This is a genomic window from uncultured Desulfovibrio sp., from assembly GCF_944327235.1.
Classification (GTDB): Bacteria; Desulfobacterota; Desulfovibrionia; order Desulfovibrionales; family Desulfovibrionaceae; genus Desulfovibrio.
In genome coordinates this window covers 1-14,255 of sequence record NZ_CALVHE010000013.1, presented here as the reverse complement: position 1 = coordinate 14,255, position 14,255 = coordinate 1, and the positions used below count along the sequence as shown (strand labels likewise).

Below are 14,255 nucleotides of genomic sequence, written 5' to 3'. Positions count from 1 at the left end.
CCTCCCTTGCGTCAGTTGATCTGTCTGGATCTGGGCAGGACATACCCGGAGGCGGCCGGTCCCGGCTGGTCCTCAGGGGCCTTTTGTTCCTCGGGCGCGGGAGATCGCGCGGGAGCGGATGTGGGCGCGGGGGCGGGGGCGGCTTCGGGCGTCTTTTCGCCGCCCGCCGTTTCGCCGGGCTTCTCGTAAGTGCGTATGCGTTCTTCGGGCGACCATTCCGCATCCTGATCGATGACCGTCAGGGTGGTGTCGTTGAGCTCGATGCGGATGGGGTTCTTGGCTTCGGGGTCCACGGGGAGCACCGTCCGCCACTTGGCCCGTTCCATCTGCCGGAAGCCCGCCAGTATGCCGACATAGCGCGTTTCGGGCATGGGGGAATATTCCACGACGCGGGCCTCGCCCGGCACGAAGAGGAGTTCGTCCATGGCGACGAGCTCCGCCCCCAGGACCTTCATGGGCTCCATGAAAAGCGTCTGGAAATCCCCCTGACGGAAGGCCAGATCGCTTCGCATCTCATACATCTTCACGATGATGGGGGACGGGCGGCCCGAACTGTCCGGATTGACGTTGGGCAGGCTGGCGACCTCCATGCTGATGCGGGGAGAGGAGCAGGCGCCCAGCAGAGGGACGAGGCACAGCGCCAGCAGGTACAGAAGTGCGCGAAACGTCATTTGTGATCTCCTTGGCGGTTGATGGCGTCCGGATGCAGCGTCCGCACCTGCATCTCGTAGGCGCGGGCAAAGGCGTCCAGGAAAAACGCCGCGAAACTGTTGGTATCTTCACGCAGGCCCGCGTGCAGTCTGGCGTAGGCGCGCCAGAGCCGCCGCGTACGAAAGAAACGTACCGGGCCTGTTGCTTCCAGTCTGGCTTCGATGGCGTCGGGGCCTGTGCGGGCCAGGATGGCCTGCGCGATGGCGCGCGCTCCGGCCATCAGCCCCATGCTGTGGCTGTGCAGATCCTCAAAGCCGTCCTGCATGGCGCGGGCGGGAGGCAGGAAGCCCTCATGGGAAGGGGCCAGCAGATAGTCCAGCGCCACCTTGCCGGAAGGCGAGAACTTCAGCGGATTGTTGCTGGCCAGCGTCATGGTGGTGACGGGCAGGCGCAGTTCGTTCTTGCTGTCGGCCCTGTTGCGCAGAGCCTGGAGCATACCGTCCACCGAGGCCGTCAGCAGCTCGGCCGCCTGCAGCATGATCCGTTCCCGCTCCGCCGGAGCGTCCGGGGCGTGGGCGAAGCCCAGCGCCTGGAAGAAGCGTTCCACTTCCGGGGAAGGGCGGTGGGGATCCTCCCGGACCGGGAGCGGGCCGGGGATCGGGGGCGGCGTCGCGGCCGCGTCCTCGGGAGCGGTCTCCGCCGGAGCGGGCGAAGAGGGGGCCGGGGCGGAGGGCGGCTCGTCGCGGTCCTCGTTCCAGTCCTCCGGCACCAGCACGATGTCAGGCATGGCGCTCAGCGGGGCCTCCGTATGGTCGGACTGGAAGGAGGGCTTGACGGGAGCGGCCCCCAGCAGATCGTTATAGAGCCCGAGACGCTTGCGCGCGGTGAACTCGTCCTGCTGTTCCAGCGCCAGGAGGGGGTCGTCCGCCAGAACGTCGCCGGTGGGGATGATGTCCTCCGCCTGCATCTCCTGACCGGAGAGATAGGAGTCCGGCGTGTGGAGCAGGCGCGCCTGGATGCTGTACTCGCCTATGCGGTAGGCGCTCCCGTGTTCGATGGCGTATTTTTTCCCTTTTTCGAGCCGTTCCTTGCCCAGGGCATTGTATATCCCGTTGGTGCTCAGGTCCTCGATGACGAATGCGCCATGCTCGAAGCTGACGAGGGCATGTCTGCGCGAGACCTGTTTCGTCTTGTCCGGGAGGACCCACTCGCATTCCTTGCCGCGGCCTATGTAGCCTCCCACCTCGCTGAAGACATGCTGTACGCGTGTCTGATCGAGGGAAAATTTTTGTCGACTTATGATCTCAAGCATGAGTTCCATACGATTTTCCTTTGCGCCCTGGAGCCGTGCCCATCAGTCGATATGCAGGGAGGTCAGGCGGCGGCGGAGCGTCCGCGGATGGACGGCGAGCGCATGGGAGCAGGCCTGCATGTCTCCGTCATACAGTTTCATCGCCTGCTGGATGAACCATCTCTCCTGCGTTTCCCTGAAATGCGCCAGCGTGAGGCAGCGCGTCCCTCCCGCGATGGAGGCCAGCGTCTCGACGCCAAGTTCCGTACACTCCGGGGGCGAGTCGTTGACGGCCCGTTCGATGAGGGATTCCAGCTCCCGGATATTGCCGGGATAGGCGTAGCCCAGCAGCAGGAGGTGCGCCTCGGGCGAGAACCGCAGCGGAGGACGGCCCGCCTTTTCGCAGCAGCGCTGGAGGAAAAGCGAACAGAGCGCGGGGATGTCCTCCCGTCGCTCCCGGAGGGGAGGCATGTGGATCTTGAGGACGGCCAGCCGGTGATAGAGGTCCCGGCGGAATTGCTTCGTGCGCATGGCCTCGTCCAGATCGCGGTTGGTGGCGGCGATGATGCGCATGTTGACGGGGTAGAACCTGGCGCCGCCCACGGGACGCACCTTGTGCTCCTGCAGGACTTGAAGGAGGGCTACCTGGAGCTGGGGCGGCATCTCTCCGATCTCGTCCAGAAAGACCGTGCCGCCGTCCGCGCTGCGCAGCAGGCCCTTGGCATGTGAGATGGCGCCGCTGAACGCGCCCTTGACGTGCCCGAAAAGTTCGCTCTCCAGCAGGCTGGCCGTCAGCGCGCCGCAATTGATCTCCAGGAAGGGGCCGCCGCCGCGGTCCCCCGCCATGTGCACCATGCGGGCCAGCAGGCTCTTCCCCGTCCCGGTCTCTCCCGTGATGAGCAGGGGGGCATTGGAGTTGGACACCCTGGAGATGGCGGCGCGCAGGCTGTGGATGGCCGGGCTGTCGCCGGCAAGGGCCGCCTCCTGCCGTCGGCTGGTGTCCTGTTTGAGCTGTCTGATCTCCTTTTCCAGACTCTGCAGGGCGTAGTCGTTCTGTTTGTGGCCGCGCGCCAGTTCGAGCAGAGCGCCGGCGTACAGGCACAGGTACGGACAGGCGGACTGTCGGCCCGGCGGCTGGTCGCGGTAAAGGGCGAGCACGCAGCCCATGCCGCCGGTGTCGAGGCCGGGGATGGGGTGGACGGCATACGACCGGATGTCGGAAGAGGCGGAGATGAGCCGCACCGATTCGGGAAGTTCGGCTATGCGTGAAAACGAGGCGGAGATGCCCCGGTGCAGACAGTAGCACAGCGGATCGTCCCAGTCCTCGGCGGGCAGGCGAGGAGCGTCCTCACGCGAGGAGGACGGTTCGGGGTGCTGCCCGGCGAGGAAGAGGGTCTCCCCGGCATAGTCGCGGAGATAGACGCCGACGGCCAGTGCGCCGTCCGTTTCGCAAAGGATCTCCGCCAGTCCTCTGGAGATGCCGCCGCAGTCCCCCGCTCTGGCCCGAAGACGCTCGAACAGCGTGAGCAGGAGCGGAGGCGTCATGCCCTCCCTCCCTCTGCGTCAGTCATCGAACAGGTGAAGACGCCCCGCTCCGGGTCGAGGCCGACGGAGATCCGCGCCTGTCCGGCGTTCCCCATGCCGCCGAGCAGCACGGAGGCGATCCTGGGCAGCAGAGAGGCGTTGATGATGTGGTCGATGTTGCGGGCGCCGGTATCCACCGCCGTGCAGCTCGCCGCGATGGCCGAGACGACCTCTTCGCTCCAGTGGAGCGGTATGCGGTGCTGGGCGAGGAGGCGTCCGGCGATGCGGGAGAGCTTCATGTCCACGAGGTCCCGCATGATCTCCGGCCGCAGCGACATGTACGGCACGATGGTCATGCGTCCGAGCAGGGCGGGCCGGAAAAACTGCGTCAGCGCGGGGCGCAGGGCCTCTTCCAGCGTGGCCGGATCCGGCGGGGTCTCGTCCTCGCACAGGGCCGCCACGATGTCGCTGCCCAGATTCGAGGTGAGGAAGAGCATGGTGTTGCGGAAATCCACCTCTCTGCCTTCGCCATCGGCAAGCACGCCCTTGTCGAACACCTGATAGAAAAGATTGATGACATCAGGGTGCGCCTTTTCCACTTCGTCAAAGAGGACGACGGAATACGGCTGGCGGCGTACGGCCTCCGTAAGTCTGCCGCCTTCGCCGTAGCCCACGTAGCCGGGCGGGGAGCCGATGAGGCGGGATGTGGTATGCTTTTCCTGGAATTCCGACATGTTGATGCTGATCAGCATCTCTTCGCCGCCATAGAGCTCGTCAGCGATGGCCAGAGCGGTCTCCGTCTTGCCCACGCCGGAAGGGCCGACCAGCAGGAAGATGGCGGTAGGCGCGTCGGGATTGTTCAGGCCGGTGCGCGAGGCCAGGACAGCCTTTTCCAGACGTTCCAGCGCATGGTCCTGCCCCCGGATGCGTCGGTGCAGGTGCTCTTTCAGGTGGGAGAGCCTGTTCGCCGTATTTTCCGTGAGCCTGCCCAGAGGGATGCCCGTCCATTCGGAGACGATCTCCGCCACCAGCTGCGGCGTTACTTCGTGGAAGACCAGCGGATCCTCCCCCTGTTCCTCCTGCAGGCGGCTGGTCAGTTCTTCCAGCGACAGGCCGTCCCCGGGCGCGGGGAGGGACGCCTCCTCCCGGGAAGCCGTCGCGCTCTCGTCAGCGGGAGCCGCTTCGCGCCGTTTGGCCAGGATGGCGTCCACCAGCCGCTTTTCCCGTTCCCAGCGGGAGGTGATGGTCTCGATGCGGTCGCGCAGTTCCGCCGTCCGCCCCTGCAACGCGGCATGGCGGGCGGCGCTTTCCGCAGCGCTCTCCCGGCTCGCGCCGTGGCTGTGGTCGCGTTCCAGAGCGGCCATCTCCCGTTGCAGGCTCGTCAGCTCGTCTTCCAGTTCGCTCAGTATGGCCGGTTTGGCCCCCCGGCTGACCCTGACCCGGGCGCAGGCCGTGTCCAGCACGTCCACCGCCTTGTCCGGCTGTTGCCGTCCGCTGATGTAGCGGGTGGACAGCTCCGCGATGCAGCGCACGGCGTCATCACGGATATAGACATGGTGGGCCTCTTCATAGCTGGGTGCGAGCCCGCGCAGGATGGTGACGGTCTCTTCCCGCGAGGGCTGTTCGAGACGGACGAGCTGGAAGCGTCTGGCCAGCGCCGCGTCCTTCTCGAAGTATTTTTTGTACTCGCTCCAGGTGGTGGCGGCGATGGTGCGCATCTCGCCCCGGGCCAGCGCCGGTTTGAGCAGATTGGCCCCGTCGCCGCTGCCCGCGGCATTGCCGGAACCGATGAGGGTATGCGCCTCGTCGATGAAAAGGATGGTGGGGACGGCCGCGGACTTGATCTCATCTATGACGCCCTTGAGGCGCTTCTCGAATTCGCCCTTGACGGACGCGCCGGCCTGGAGGCGTCCCATGTCCAGCCCCACAAGGCGCGTCCCCGCCAGCGCGTCCGGCACGTCGCCCTGCACGATCTTCAGGGCCAGCCCTTCCACCACGGCGGTCTTGCCCACGCCGGGATCGCCCACGAGGATGGGGTTGTTCTTGCGCCGCCGGGTGAGGATGTCGATCATCTGCCGGATCTGCGGCCCGCGGGCAAAGACGGGATCGATGCGCCGCCGCCGCGCCTCCTCCGTGAAATCCGTGGCGTATCTCTGCAGGAAGCTTTCGCCGCGTGCGGGGCGGGGCGCGTCCTGCCGGGCGGTCTCGCCCGCGCCCGTCATGAGACGTTTCAGGGCATCGGGGGAGATGTTGCCCAGCTCCCGGAAAAAGCGCATGGCACTGTAGCGCGCGGGGTTGGACAGCAGCGTCAGCACGAGGGTGAGGACGCCGACCTCCTCCCGTCCCAGTTCCAGACTGGCCAGCAGATAGGCCTCCTGGAGGAACTCCACCAGCAGCGGCGAGAAGACCGGAGCGGCGCGTCCGGCTTTTTCCGGGGGACGCCTGTTGAGCAGGGCGCGCAGATCGTCGAGCGAAAGGGAGAACTGGACGGCGAGATCCTGCATCTCCCGCGTCTCGAGCAGTTTTTCCAGATAATCCTCTATGCTGATCTCATGCCCGCCGCGGCTGACGCACATGGCGGCGGCGCCTTCCAGAGCGTCCCGGCAGGTGGTGTCGAGGGCCGCGATCAACGCGGTAAGGTTCATATTCATCATACGCACTCCTGATGTCCCGGTTCCAGGATGACCACGCCCTCTCCGCCGTCTCCCAGCCAGGTGGACCAGCCGAGCTTGGTCTCCGAGGCGTCACCGATGACGAGCGGGCGTATCTCTTCCGGACGCAGGCGCAGTTCGACGTCGAACTGGAGCCGGGAGCGAAGCACCATTTTCACCAGCATGGCCAGTTCGACAAAGATGGTCTGGTCGGGCAAAAAGGCATTGAACCGCCGCCATGACAGGTCAGCGAGGAGGATGCGGAATTTGCCCGTCTGGTCCGGGACGTGCTCACCGATGAGGCAGTCCCTTTCCAGATGGCAGTTGGCGACGCCGAGACGGCAGAGCTGGTCCTCGGGGATGTCCACGATGCGGCGTATGCATTGCACGACATGCACCGCCGCATGGGCGAAATAGTGCCGCAGGATGCTTTCCAGCGAGCCGGCCGCGTCGCTTTTGAAGGCGATGAGCCCCATGTAGGCCAGCAGCCGGGACCAGTTCAGCCCCTCGTTCTCGCGGAGCTGCTCGTAACCCATGCCGATGAAGCCGAGGAAGCGGCGGGAAAGCGCATCCTCCGCGCCTTCCCGATATTGCAGATAGTAGCGGTACTTCCGCCATGCCCCGTAGAGGATGTCCACGAATTCATGATTGAAGAGATCGAAAAAATCCCGCAGCGCGTCGGGGTCGTCCTGATGCTGGGCCACATGCTCTGTGAAGTAGACCGGCAGCGGCGAGCCGGCGCCATGCAGGCCCATGAGATTGAGCACCAGCAGCGCCCGCGTCCTTTCTCCCTCGCCGCTGAAAGTCAGGCTCTCCATGTCGCCGGGGGGGAAGGACAGGTTGGGATTGACGCGGAAGCGCAAGGCCTTTTCCGGCGCGCTCACGCCCTGCCCGGCCAGATAGCGGCGGACGATGTTGACGGCCTGCGCGAAGGCGAAGCTGCCCGGAGACTCTTCGAGCCTGCTGTAGACGGCGGTCTTTTGCTTCCGCGACGGAGCGGAGCGGTGGACCGTCGGCGTCATCATAGCGTCTGTTTGCCCAGTCGAGGCGGCCATATGTACCGTTCTCCGCTTTTTTCCTCGCGCACGATGAGCTGATGGAAGCTGTTCACCGTGGCGTACAGCGCCAGGAATTCGTTGAGTGCCGAGGCAAAGAGGAACATGTCGCCCTCGCAGGAGAAGCTGCGCTGGCGGAGCGTCAGTTCCGTCACCGCTCCGCGCAGGGGGAGCCCCTCGTGGATGCGGTCCGTCTCCTTCAGGCGGATGGCGGTCATGCCGTCCAGTATCCTTTCCTGTACGCGCGCCCGCCGACTGTCGTGCAGGGCGCGGAAATCGTAGGTCGCCACGATGCCGCGCAGCGCGTTGACGTTGGTGAGCGGCAGATAGTTGAGCGACATGTTGGACAGGAGCCGCCACAGGGTGTCGCCTTCCAGAGGCGGAGCGAAAGGAGGCGTCACGGGGATGATGTTCCGGAAGGGTATGGCGGTGTCGCCGGTATCCGTGGAACGGCAGATGTCGCCCACGCCCAGCTGCAGGGGCAGCATACGGTTGGTGCACATGAGGTCCATGGATATGGTGGCGCTCTGCGGCAGTTCCCCGTCGTCCTCCGCGACGAGGGAGATGTAGGTATCCACGCTCTCGTCCGTGGCCGAAGGCTGGACGCGCAGCCGGTAGTAGGCCGCCATGCCGCCGCCCCGTTTATGCTCGAAGGACTCAAAGGGCTGGTATTCCCTGTGCTGCTTGCCCGCCGTGTCCCAGCTCTCGACATGGGTGACGCTGTGGACGGCGTAGTGATAGGGATACCGGGGGTCGGGCATGATGCGGTATTCCGTCTGGCGGTGGTCCCAGGTCAGCGGCGAGGCGGAGCGGGGGAAGAGATTGACCACGGGGGTGCAGAACAGGCGGATGTTGTCCTTTGAATAGGACTCGAAGTTCGGGGGGAGCTCTTCCAGCACGCAGTGGAGGGAGAACTCCCGGCAGCCTTCGACCTGGCTCAGGCGTTCCTTGTCGAAGCTGTCCCCGAGGTCGATGTCGAGAAAATGGAATTTTTCCGGGAAGCAGAAGTATTCCTGGAGGATGCGGTAACCGGCAAAGGAGTTCGGCGGATAGGGGTAGACGAATTCGTCATGCCCGAAGCCGACCGGCCGCACCGCCGAGTCCAGTTCCGCGAGGCGAACGTCCTTCCGCGCCGCGTCGGCGGCATGGACACGCAGGCGGCGGAGCTTGCGGAGCAGGAGATAGTAGAGCGTATGGACGATGGTGGTCTCCCCCGTCAGGAAGAGACGGAGGTGGCGCGGGGCTATCTGGTCGAGGGTGGCCTCCTCGCAGCGGAAGCGCAGCACCATGACGGCTTCCCCGTCCCGGGTGGCGAAGGAGAGTTCCGCCAGTTCCAGCGGCAGGACCTCCGTATCGTAGGCGGTCTGGAAGGTGCACGGCGTGCCCGCCACAGGTTCCGACTGCACCATGGAGGCCCTGGGGATGAAGGCGCTCTTGGTGAGGCCCTTGGGCGGCGTGAACTGGATGACGCTGCAGGCGGGCAGCGGGCGCAGATAGTTGGGCCAGAGCAGATTGAACAGGGCGTGGGTGATCTCCGGCAGTTCGTCGTCCAGCTTTTCCCGCAGGCGTCCGGTAAGGAAGGCGACGCCTTCGAGGATGCGCTCCACGTCCGGGTCCTTGCCGGGCGTATTGAAAAAGGGCGCAAGGGAGGGATTGTTCTCCGCAAATTCCCGTCCCAGGACCCGCAGGGCGATCAGCTCCTTTTCGTAGTAGCGGTTGATGCTCATGCCCTGCTCCGGTATTTGCCCTCATCCACGGACACGGTCCATGTCCAGGGGTCCAGACGACCGTCATGCCGCACCTTTTCCGCCTGTATGGAGAAAAGGAGCGTGAAGGGCGAATCTTCGCGCATGGGCAGGCTGGCGACCTGCGGATCGCGGAGCCTCGGCTCGTAGAGGATGATCTGCCGTTCTATGGCCGAACTCAGCATACTTTGCAGCTCGCTGCGCGACAGGGTCAGATCGTTGAGGTCGGGGAGCCCGTAATCGGGCAGAGCCTGGACGGCGCCCTGCCGTGTCCCGAGCACGCGGGACAGGTTATGGCGGATGGATTCATCCTCGCTCATGGTCATGGCGGACCGTCCCTGGGTCAGCTTTTCAAACAGGCTCCCCGACATGGCTATTCCTTCTCCAGCTTGCCCACGAGGGAAAGGGTGAAATAGGCCCCCATGTACTTGAAGTGCGGGCGCACGCTCAGGGAGACGCGATACCAGCCCGGATCCCCTTCCACGTCGGAGACAACGATCCGCGCATCACGCAGCGGACGGCGGCTGCGGGTATCCGAGCTGGGGTTCTCCTGGTCAGCGACATACTGTCTGATCCAGGTGTTCAGTTCCCTTTCCAGATCCGAACGTTCCTTCCACGAACCGATGTTCTCTCGCTGCAGGACCTTGATGTAGTGCGCCAGCCGGGAGATGATGAACAGATACGGCAGCTGGGTCCCCAGACGGTAATTGAGCTCGGCGTTCCTGCCTTCTTCGGAGATGCCGAAGTATTTCGGCTTCTGGCAGGAGTTTGCGGAGAAGAAGGCCGCGTTGTCCGAGCCCTTGCGCATGGTCAGGGCGATGAAGCCCTGTTCGGCCAGCTCATATTCGCGACGGTCGGAGATAAGGACCTCGGTGGGGATCTTCATCTCGATGTCGCCCAGGCTCTCGTAGAGATGCACGGGCAGATCCTCGACGGCCCCGCCGGACCGGGGGCCTATGATGTTGGCGCACCAGCGGTATTTGGCGAAACTGTCGGTGAGGCGGGAAGCGAAGGCAAAGGCCGTATTGCCCCACAGGAAATTGGCGTGGTTGTCGTCCACGGTCTCCTTGTAGACGAAGGCCCGGACCGGGTTCTCTTCCGGGTCGTAGGGCTGGCGGAGCAGGAAGCGGGGCACGGTCAGGCCCACATAGCGGGAGTCCTCCGACTCGCGGAAGGCGTTCCACTTGGTATAGGCGGGGCTGGTGAAGATATCCTGCAGGTCCTTGAGCACGGGCAGCCGCTGGAAGGAACCGTCCGTCAGGCCGAAGAAGGAGGGCGCGGCGGCCGCGATGAAGGGCGCATGAGCCATGGTCGCCACGCTGGCCACGCTCTGGAGCAGGCGCATGTCCATGGCGGTGGGCGTGAAGTAGTAATTGCCGATGATGGCCCCCACGGGATGCCCGCCGAACTGGCCGTATTCCGCCGTGTATATCTGCTTGTAGAGGCTGGACTGGGAGATCTCCGGGGAGTCGATGAAGTCGTCCAGGAGCTCTTCCTTGGTGATGTTGAGCATCTCCACCGTGATGTTTTCCCGGAAATCCGTGCGGTCCACCAGCAGCTTGAGGCCGCGCCAGGCGGATTCCATCTCCTGGAACGCCTTGTCGTGCAGCACTTCGTCCATCTGGGCGGACAGCCGCCGGTCGATCTCCGCGATCATCTGGTCCACGGCGACCTTGCGGACCTTTTCCCCCGCGTGGACAGGTTTCAGCATCTCCTCGATAAAGGCGCTGATGCCCAGCCGTGCGGCCTCGTATCCTTCATCCTCCGGGGTCAGGGAGGTCTGGCTGATGATGGAATCAAGCAGCGAAGACCCGGTGGACTGCCCCGTATGCTCTTGCAGTTGACTCATGCGCTATGCTCCTTGGCGGCGGTATCCGCTACTTGTCGTTATCGTCGGAGGGGGCGTCCCCGTCCTCGGCCCGCGCGTCGGGGGCGGGCTTCCGCGAGGACGGCTTGCCGGGAGCGGACGTGAGGATATCCGTCAGTTCCTTGTCGGAGATGTTCAGTTCCTCCATGATCTGGCGGCGCTGGCGCTCGTCGTGGAGGACCTCCTCCAGCGCGGCGCGGAACGCGGGCACGTTGCCGAGCGGCCCCTTGAGCGAGATCAGCGCGTCCCGCAGCTTGAGCAGGTTGTTCATCTCGGGGATCTGGCGGGCGACGCCTTCCGGCTCAAAGTCGCGCAGGCTCTGGAAGGAGAGGTTGACCGGCAGATCGCCCGGATCCTCGCTGTCCGTCAGCCGGTTGCGCACCGAGAGCTGTACCGTCAGGTTCTGCTTGGCCATCACGTCCGCGAAATTGTTCTTGTTGACGCTTACGGGCTTTCTGTCGATAAGCGGCCTGCTGTCGTAGCGCTGCAGGAAGTCGCCCACGACCATGACCTTGAGCGGCAGCTCTATCTCTTCCTGCGCGCCTCCGGTGGCGGGACGGAATGTCACGTTGATCCGCTCCTTGGGAGCAAGAGACGATTCTTTGGCCATTGATTCCTCCGTGTCGATTATTCAAACAGTTTGATCGCCGTATCCGCCTGGAGAGAGTAGAGACGGCGGCGCAGGGCGTCCTTGCCCTTGTCCGCGCCGCTCTGTATGAGCAGGGCGAGGATGCGCGCGCCGAGCTCCGGCTCCCAGTCCAGCATGTCCCACTGCTCCAGACGGGTGTACAGTTCGAGCAACAGCTCCTTGCCCGCTCTGGGCCTGCCCGCGCGCAGGCAGTAGCGCGCCAGCAGGATGCCGTGCAGGACGGCCTGCCGGTTCTTGCCGGAAACGCCGGGACCGAGCGAGGCCAGGCCGCGCTCGAAATTCTGTTCTTCCGCGATGGCGACAGCCTGACTGAGCAGTCTATCCTCCCGCAGCGCCAGCTCTTCATCCGCGGGCTGCGTGGAGACCTTCTTTTCTTCCTCGGTAGGTATCTTGTTGCGCAGGGTCTCCAGCCATTGCACCGTGGCGGGAGAGGCGAAGGGCGTACCGTCATGGAACTTGTAGCCGAGCAGCTCCGGGTAGCGTTGCAGGAAACAGCGCAGTATCTGGCAGACGATGTCCCGCGCGTCATGGATGCCCAGCGCCTCGAGACACTGCACCACGAGGTGGTGTCCGTCGAACCAGAAGGGGGCCTTGCTCATGGTGCGTTCCAGCTGCGGCAGGACGCTCTCGTATTGTTTGCTGTTCACCGCCGAACTGTAGGCAAGGGCCTTGTCCTGCGGCAGCACCATGCGCAGCTGTGTGACCTTCTCCCCATTGGCGGGCGGCAGCTGGACGACCGTCGTCCACAGCGCCGTCCGGTGGAGCAGGTAGACGCGCCAGTCCCGGATATCCAGACTGAGGTAGTGCATACCGAGCTGCTGGGTCTGCTCGATGGTGGCCCGGAGGAGCTGCGGCAGGATGGAGTCGGGCACGCGGCCGTCCCCGTCCAGATTGCTCACGACGCGGGCGCTCTCGGAGGGCAGCGTGGGCGCGGGCGCGGGCACGACCGGGGCGGCGGGCTTGGCGGGCGGCGCTTCCCGCTTGACGGGGATGGCGCGCAGGATGTTGCGGAATGAGGGCGCATTCTCCCCCATGTGGGCGTCCAGTTCGTCCTGCAGGGCCTGCAAGGCTTGCCTGAAAGCGTCGTACGCTTCCTGCTTTTCCACGGGGAAGGCCTTGGCGGGCATCAGGATCTCAAGCTTTGACGCCAGCCACAGAAAGGGTGCGGCCCGTCGCGCGGCGCGAGTCGCCGGAGGATACAGCTCGTCCCAGCAGGTCTGCAGGTAGTGGACGGCGATCTCCAGCGCGGCCGCCAGACCGGAAAGCCCGTTTTGTTCATAGACGGCGCGGCTGCCGTAGCAGAACACCCGGAGATCCTTGGTCCTCCCGGAGAGGAGGGCGGTCGCCATCTCAAGGACGAGGCCCCAGTCCGTGGAGGCATCCGGCTGGAGGGAGTCGTTCTTGCCGACCTCGTTTTGCAGGGCTTCAAATTCCGGATCGAAAACGAGGTCCTCGCTGCCGCAGCGAGTCCCATCCGGCAAGTCCTTTCTCCACTCCTCAAACCAGCGCATACGCTCCCCACAAGCATACAGTTCGTTTTGATTTAAATTATAATATATGAAAATCTATAAAATGACAAGGGGCGATAGGTCAAACGATAAAAAAGGCAAGAGCCGTTTTGACCGGCAGGGAGATGCCCGCCGCCAAACGGCCCGGAAGCGCGTACATCATGGGAGAGAAAGCGGGCGCGGAGAGAGGTTGCGAGAAGAGGAGAGAGACGGCGAACGCGGTGGGAAAAGCGATATCAGCGGGAAAAAGCAAAAGCGGGGCACGCTTCCGCGTACGCCCGCTCTGTAAAGGCTGCCTGCCGGTGGGGACTGGCGGAATGTATGGCCTCAGTTTGCCGTCTTCTTTTCGGCAGGAGCGGTCTTTTCCTTTGCCTGCGCGGCAAAGGCGTCGCGCATTTCCGCAAACATCGGTTTGGCCTTGGCGTACAGGGCGTCGTGGGCTTCCTTCCTGGCGAGCATGTCGGCCTTGATGCGCTCAAATTCCTGTTCCGCCTCGCGGATGGCTTCCTTGTATTCTTTCCGGGTCAGGCAGGCTTCTGGGAAACATTTGTTTTTGCCTTCCATCATGAGAGTAGCCAAATCATTATTATACATTAAAGCCGCTATGTCATCGAGCATTTTTGCCTGAATGTCTCCGTAGTATATGCTGGATTTGCAGCTGACATATTGTGGAACACTGACTTTTTCATTGGAAGTGCAAATTTTTTTCAGTGCCTTTGCGGCAGGTACAAGCCCAAGACGCAGACTTTTTGAGAGCATTTCAAAGCCCTTTTGGCTGTTATAGACCTTGGTTTCATGATTGAGATGCAGGATTCCGGCTGCAAAATTGGCTCGTGCAGAGCCATAGAAGGCTCCCGCACACACCCAATACCAAAACTCGGAATCATCTTCTGGTTCACCTGTTGCTGTGGATGGGTAGATCGGGAAGCCGGGATCCTTCGGCATCTGAAACGACGTGTCCGGATAGGGGCGTGAAAGAAACGCCAGAGCAAACATGGCTTCAGGATGCCCGAGCTTGGCCGCTTTGCGCAGAGCATCCGTCGCCATCTGCTGCAGCGTCGTTTTGGGGAGGCCATTCGTCCTGCCGCATTCAAACAGGGCCGCGCCGATGCGGAACCAGGCTTCCTTGTCGCCCAGCATACGCACGGCCCAGTCCTCCCAGAAAGCGGCGGGCGCACCGAAGATAGGAGGGCGCTTTTCCGCTTCGGCCAGCCGGCTCAGCGCGGCCAGTGCAAAAAGGGCATCCATATCGCCGTTCAGGGCCTGCTCACGCAGGGCCGCCGCTCCTTGTGCATCGCTCTCCCGATAGAGAAC

11 protein-coding genes are annotated in these 14,255 nt (G+C 63.9%); all 11 read right to left on the bottom strand.

Going from position 1 to position 14,255, the window contains the following annotated elements:
• Nucleotides 1-11: 11 nt before the first annotated feature.
• Nucleotides 12-671, bottom strand: coding sequence for a type VI secretion system lipoprotein TssJ (gene tssJ / locus Q0K00_RS03540; protein ID WP_297227414.1), 660 nt, complete (start codon nucleotides 669-671; stop codon nucleotides 12-14).
• The gene (tagH, locus tag Q0K00_RS03535; RefSeq protein ID WP_297227413.1) at nucleotides 668-1,972 is read right to left on the bottom strand and encodes a type VI secretion system-associated FHA domain protein TagH; all 1,305 of its coding nucleotides are present in this window, start codon (nucleotides 1,970-1,972) and stop codon (nucleotides 668-670) included. Before tagH ends, tssJ begins: the two co-directional genes overlap by 4 nt.
• Nucleotides 1,973-2,005: 33 nt before the next feature.
• On the bottom strand, nucleotides 2,006-3,487 hold the full coding sequence (locus Q0K00_RS03530) for a sigma 54-interacting transcriptional regulator (RefSeq protein WP_297227412.1): 1,482 nt from the start codon (nucleotides 3,485-3,487) through the stop codon (nucleotides 2,006-2,008).
• Nucleotides 3,484-6,120, bottom strand: a complete 2,637-nt coding sequence (gene tssH / locus Q0K00_RS03525) for a type VI secretion system ATPase TssH (protein ID WP_297227411.1) — start codon at nucleotides 6,118-6,120, stop codon at nucleotides 3,484-3,486. Before tssH ends, Q0K00_RS03530 begins: the two co-directional genes overlap by 4 nt.
• On the bottom strand, nucleotides 6,117-7,142 hold the full coding sequence (tssG, locus tag Q0K00_RS03520) for a type VI secretion system baseplate subunit TssG (RefSeq protein ID WP_297227410.1): 1,026 nt from the start codon (nucleotides 7,140-7,142) through the stop codon (nucleotides 6,117-6,119). Before tssG ends, tssH begins: the two co-directional genes overlap by 4 nt.
• Entirely contained in the window at nucleotides 7,139-8,899 is a 1,761-nt protein-coding gene (gene tssF / locus Q0K00_RS03515; protein WP_297227409.1) for a type VI secretion system baseplate subunit TssF, read from the bottom strand. The genes tssG and tssF overlap by 4 nt, the downstream gene beginning before the upstream one ends.
• Nucleotides 8,896-9,288 carry a type VI secretion system baseplate subunit TssE gene (tssE, locus tag Q0K00_RS03510; RefSeq protein ID WP_297227408.1) on the bottom strand — a complete coding sequence of 131 codons (393 nt, stop codon included), beginning with the start codon at nucleotides 9,286-9,288 and terminating at the stop codon, nucleotides 8,896-8,898. Before tssE ends, tssF begins: the two co-directional genes overlap by 4 nt.
• A 2-nt stretch (nucleotides 9,289-9,290) precedes the next feature.
• Complete coding sequence (gene tssC, locus Q0K00_RS03505) at nucleotides 9,291-10,766, bottom strand: type VI secretion system contractile sheath large subunit (RefSeq protein ID WP_297227407.1); 1,476 nt, start codon at nucleotides 10,764-10,766, stop codon at nucleotides 9,291-9,293.
• Nucleotides 10,767-10,794: 28 nt separating this feature from the next.
• On the bottom strand, nucleotides 10,795-11,394 hold the full coding sequence (gene tssB / locus Q0K00_RS03500; RefSeq protein ID WP_297227406.1) for a type VI secretion system contractile sheath small subunit: 600 nt from the start codon (nucleotides 11,392-11,394) through the stop codon (nucleotides 10,795-10,797).
• Nucleotides 11,395-11,411: 17 nt separating this feature from the next.
• Nucleotides 11,412-12,944, bottom strand: a complete 1,533-nt coding sequence (gene tssA / locus Q0K00_RS03495) for a type VI secretion system protein TssA (protein WP_297227405.1) — start codon at nucleotides 12,942-12,944, stop codon at nucleotides 11,412-11,414.
• Nucleotides 12,945-13,268: 324 nt separating this feature from the next.
• On the bottom strand, nucleotides 13,269-14,255 hold a 987-nt coding region (locus tag Q0K00_RS03490), incomplete at its 5' end, for a hypothetical protein (protein ID WP_297227404.1).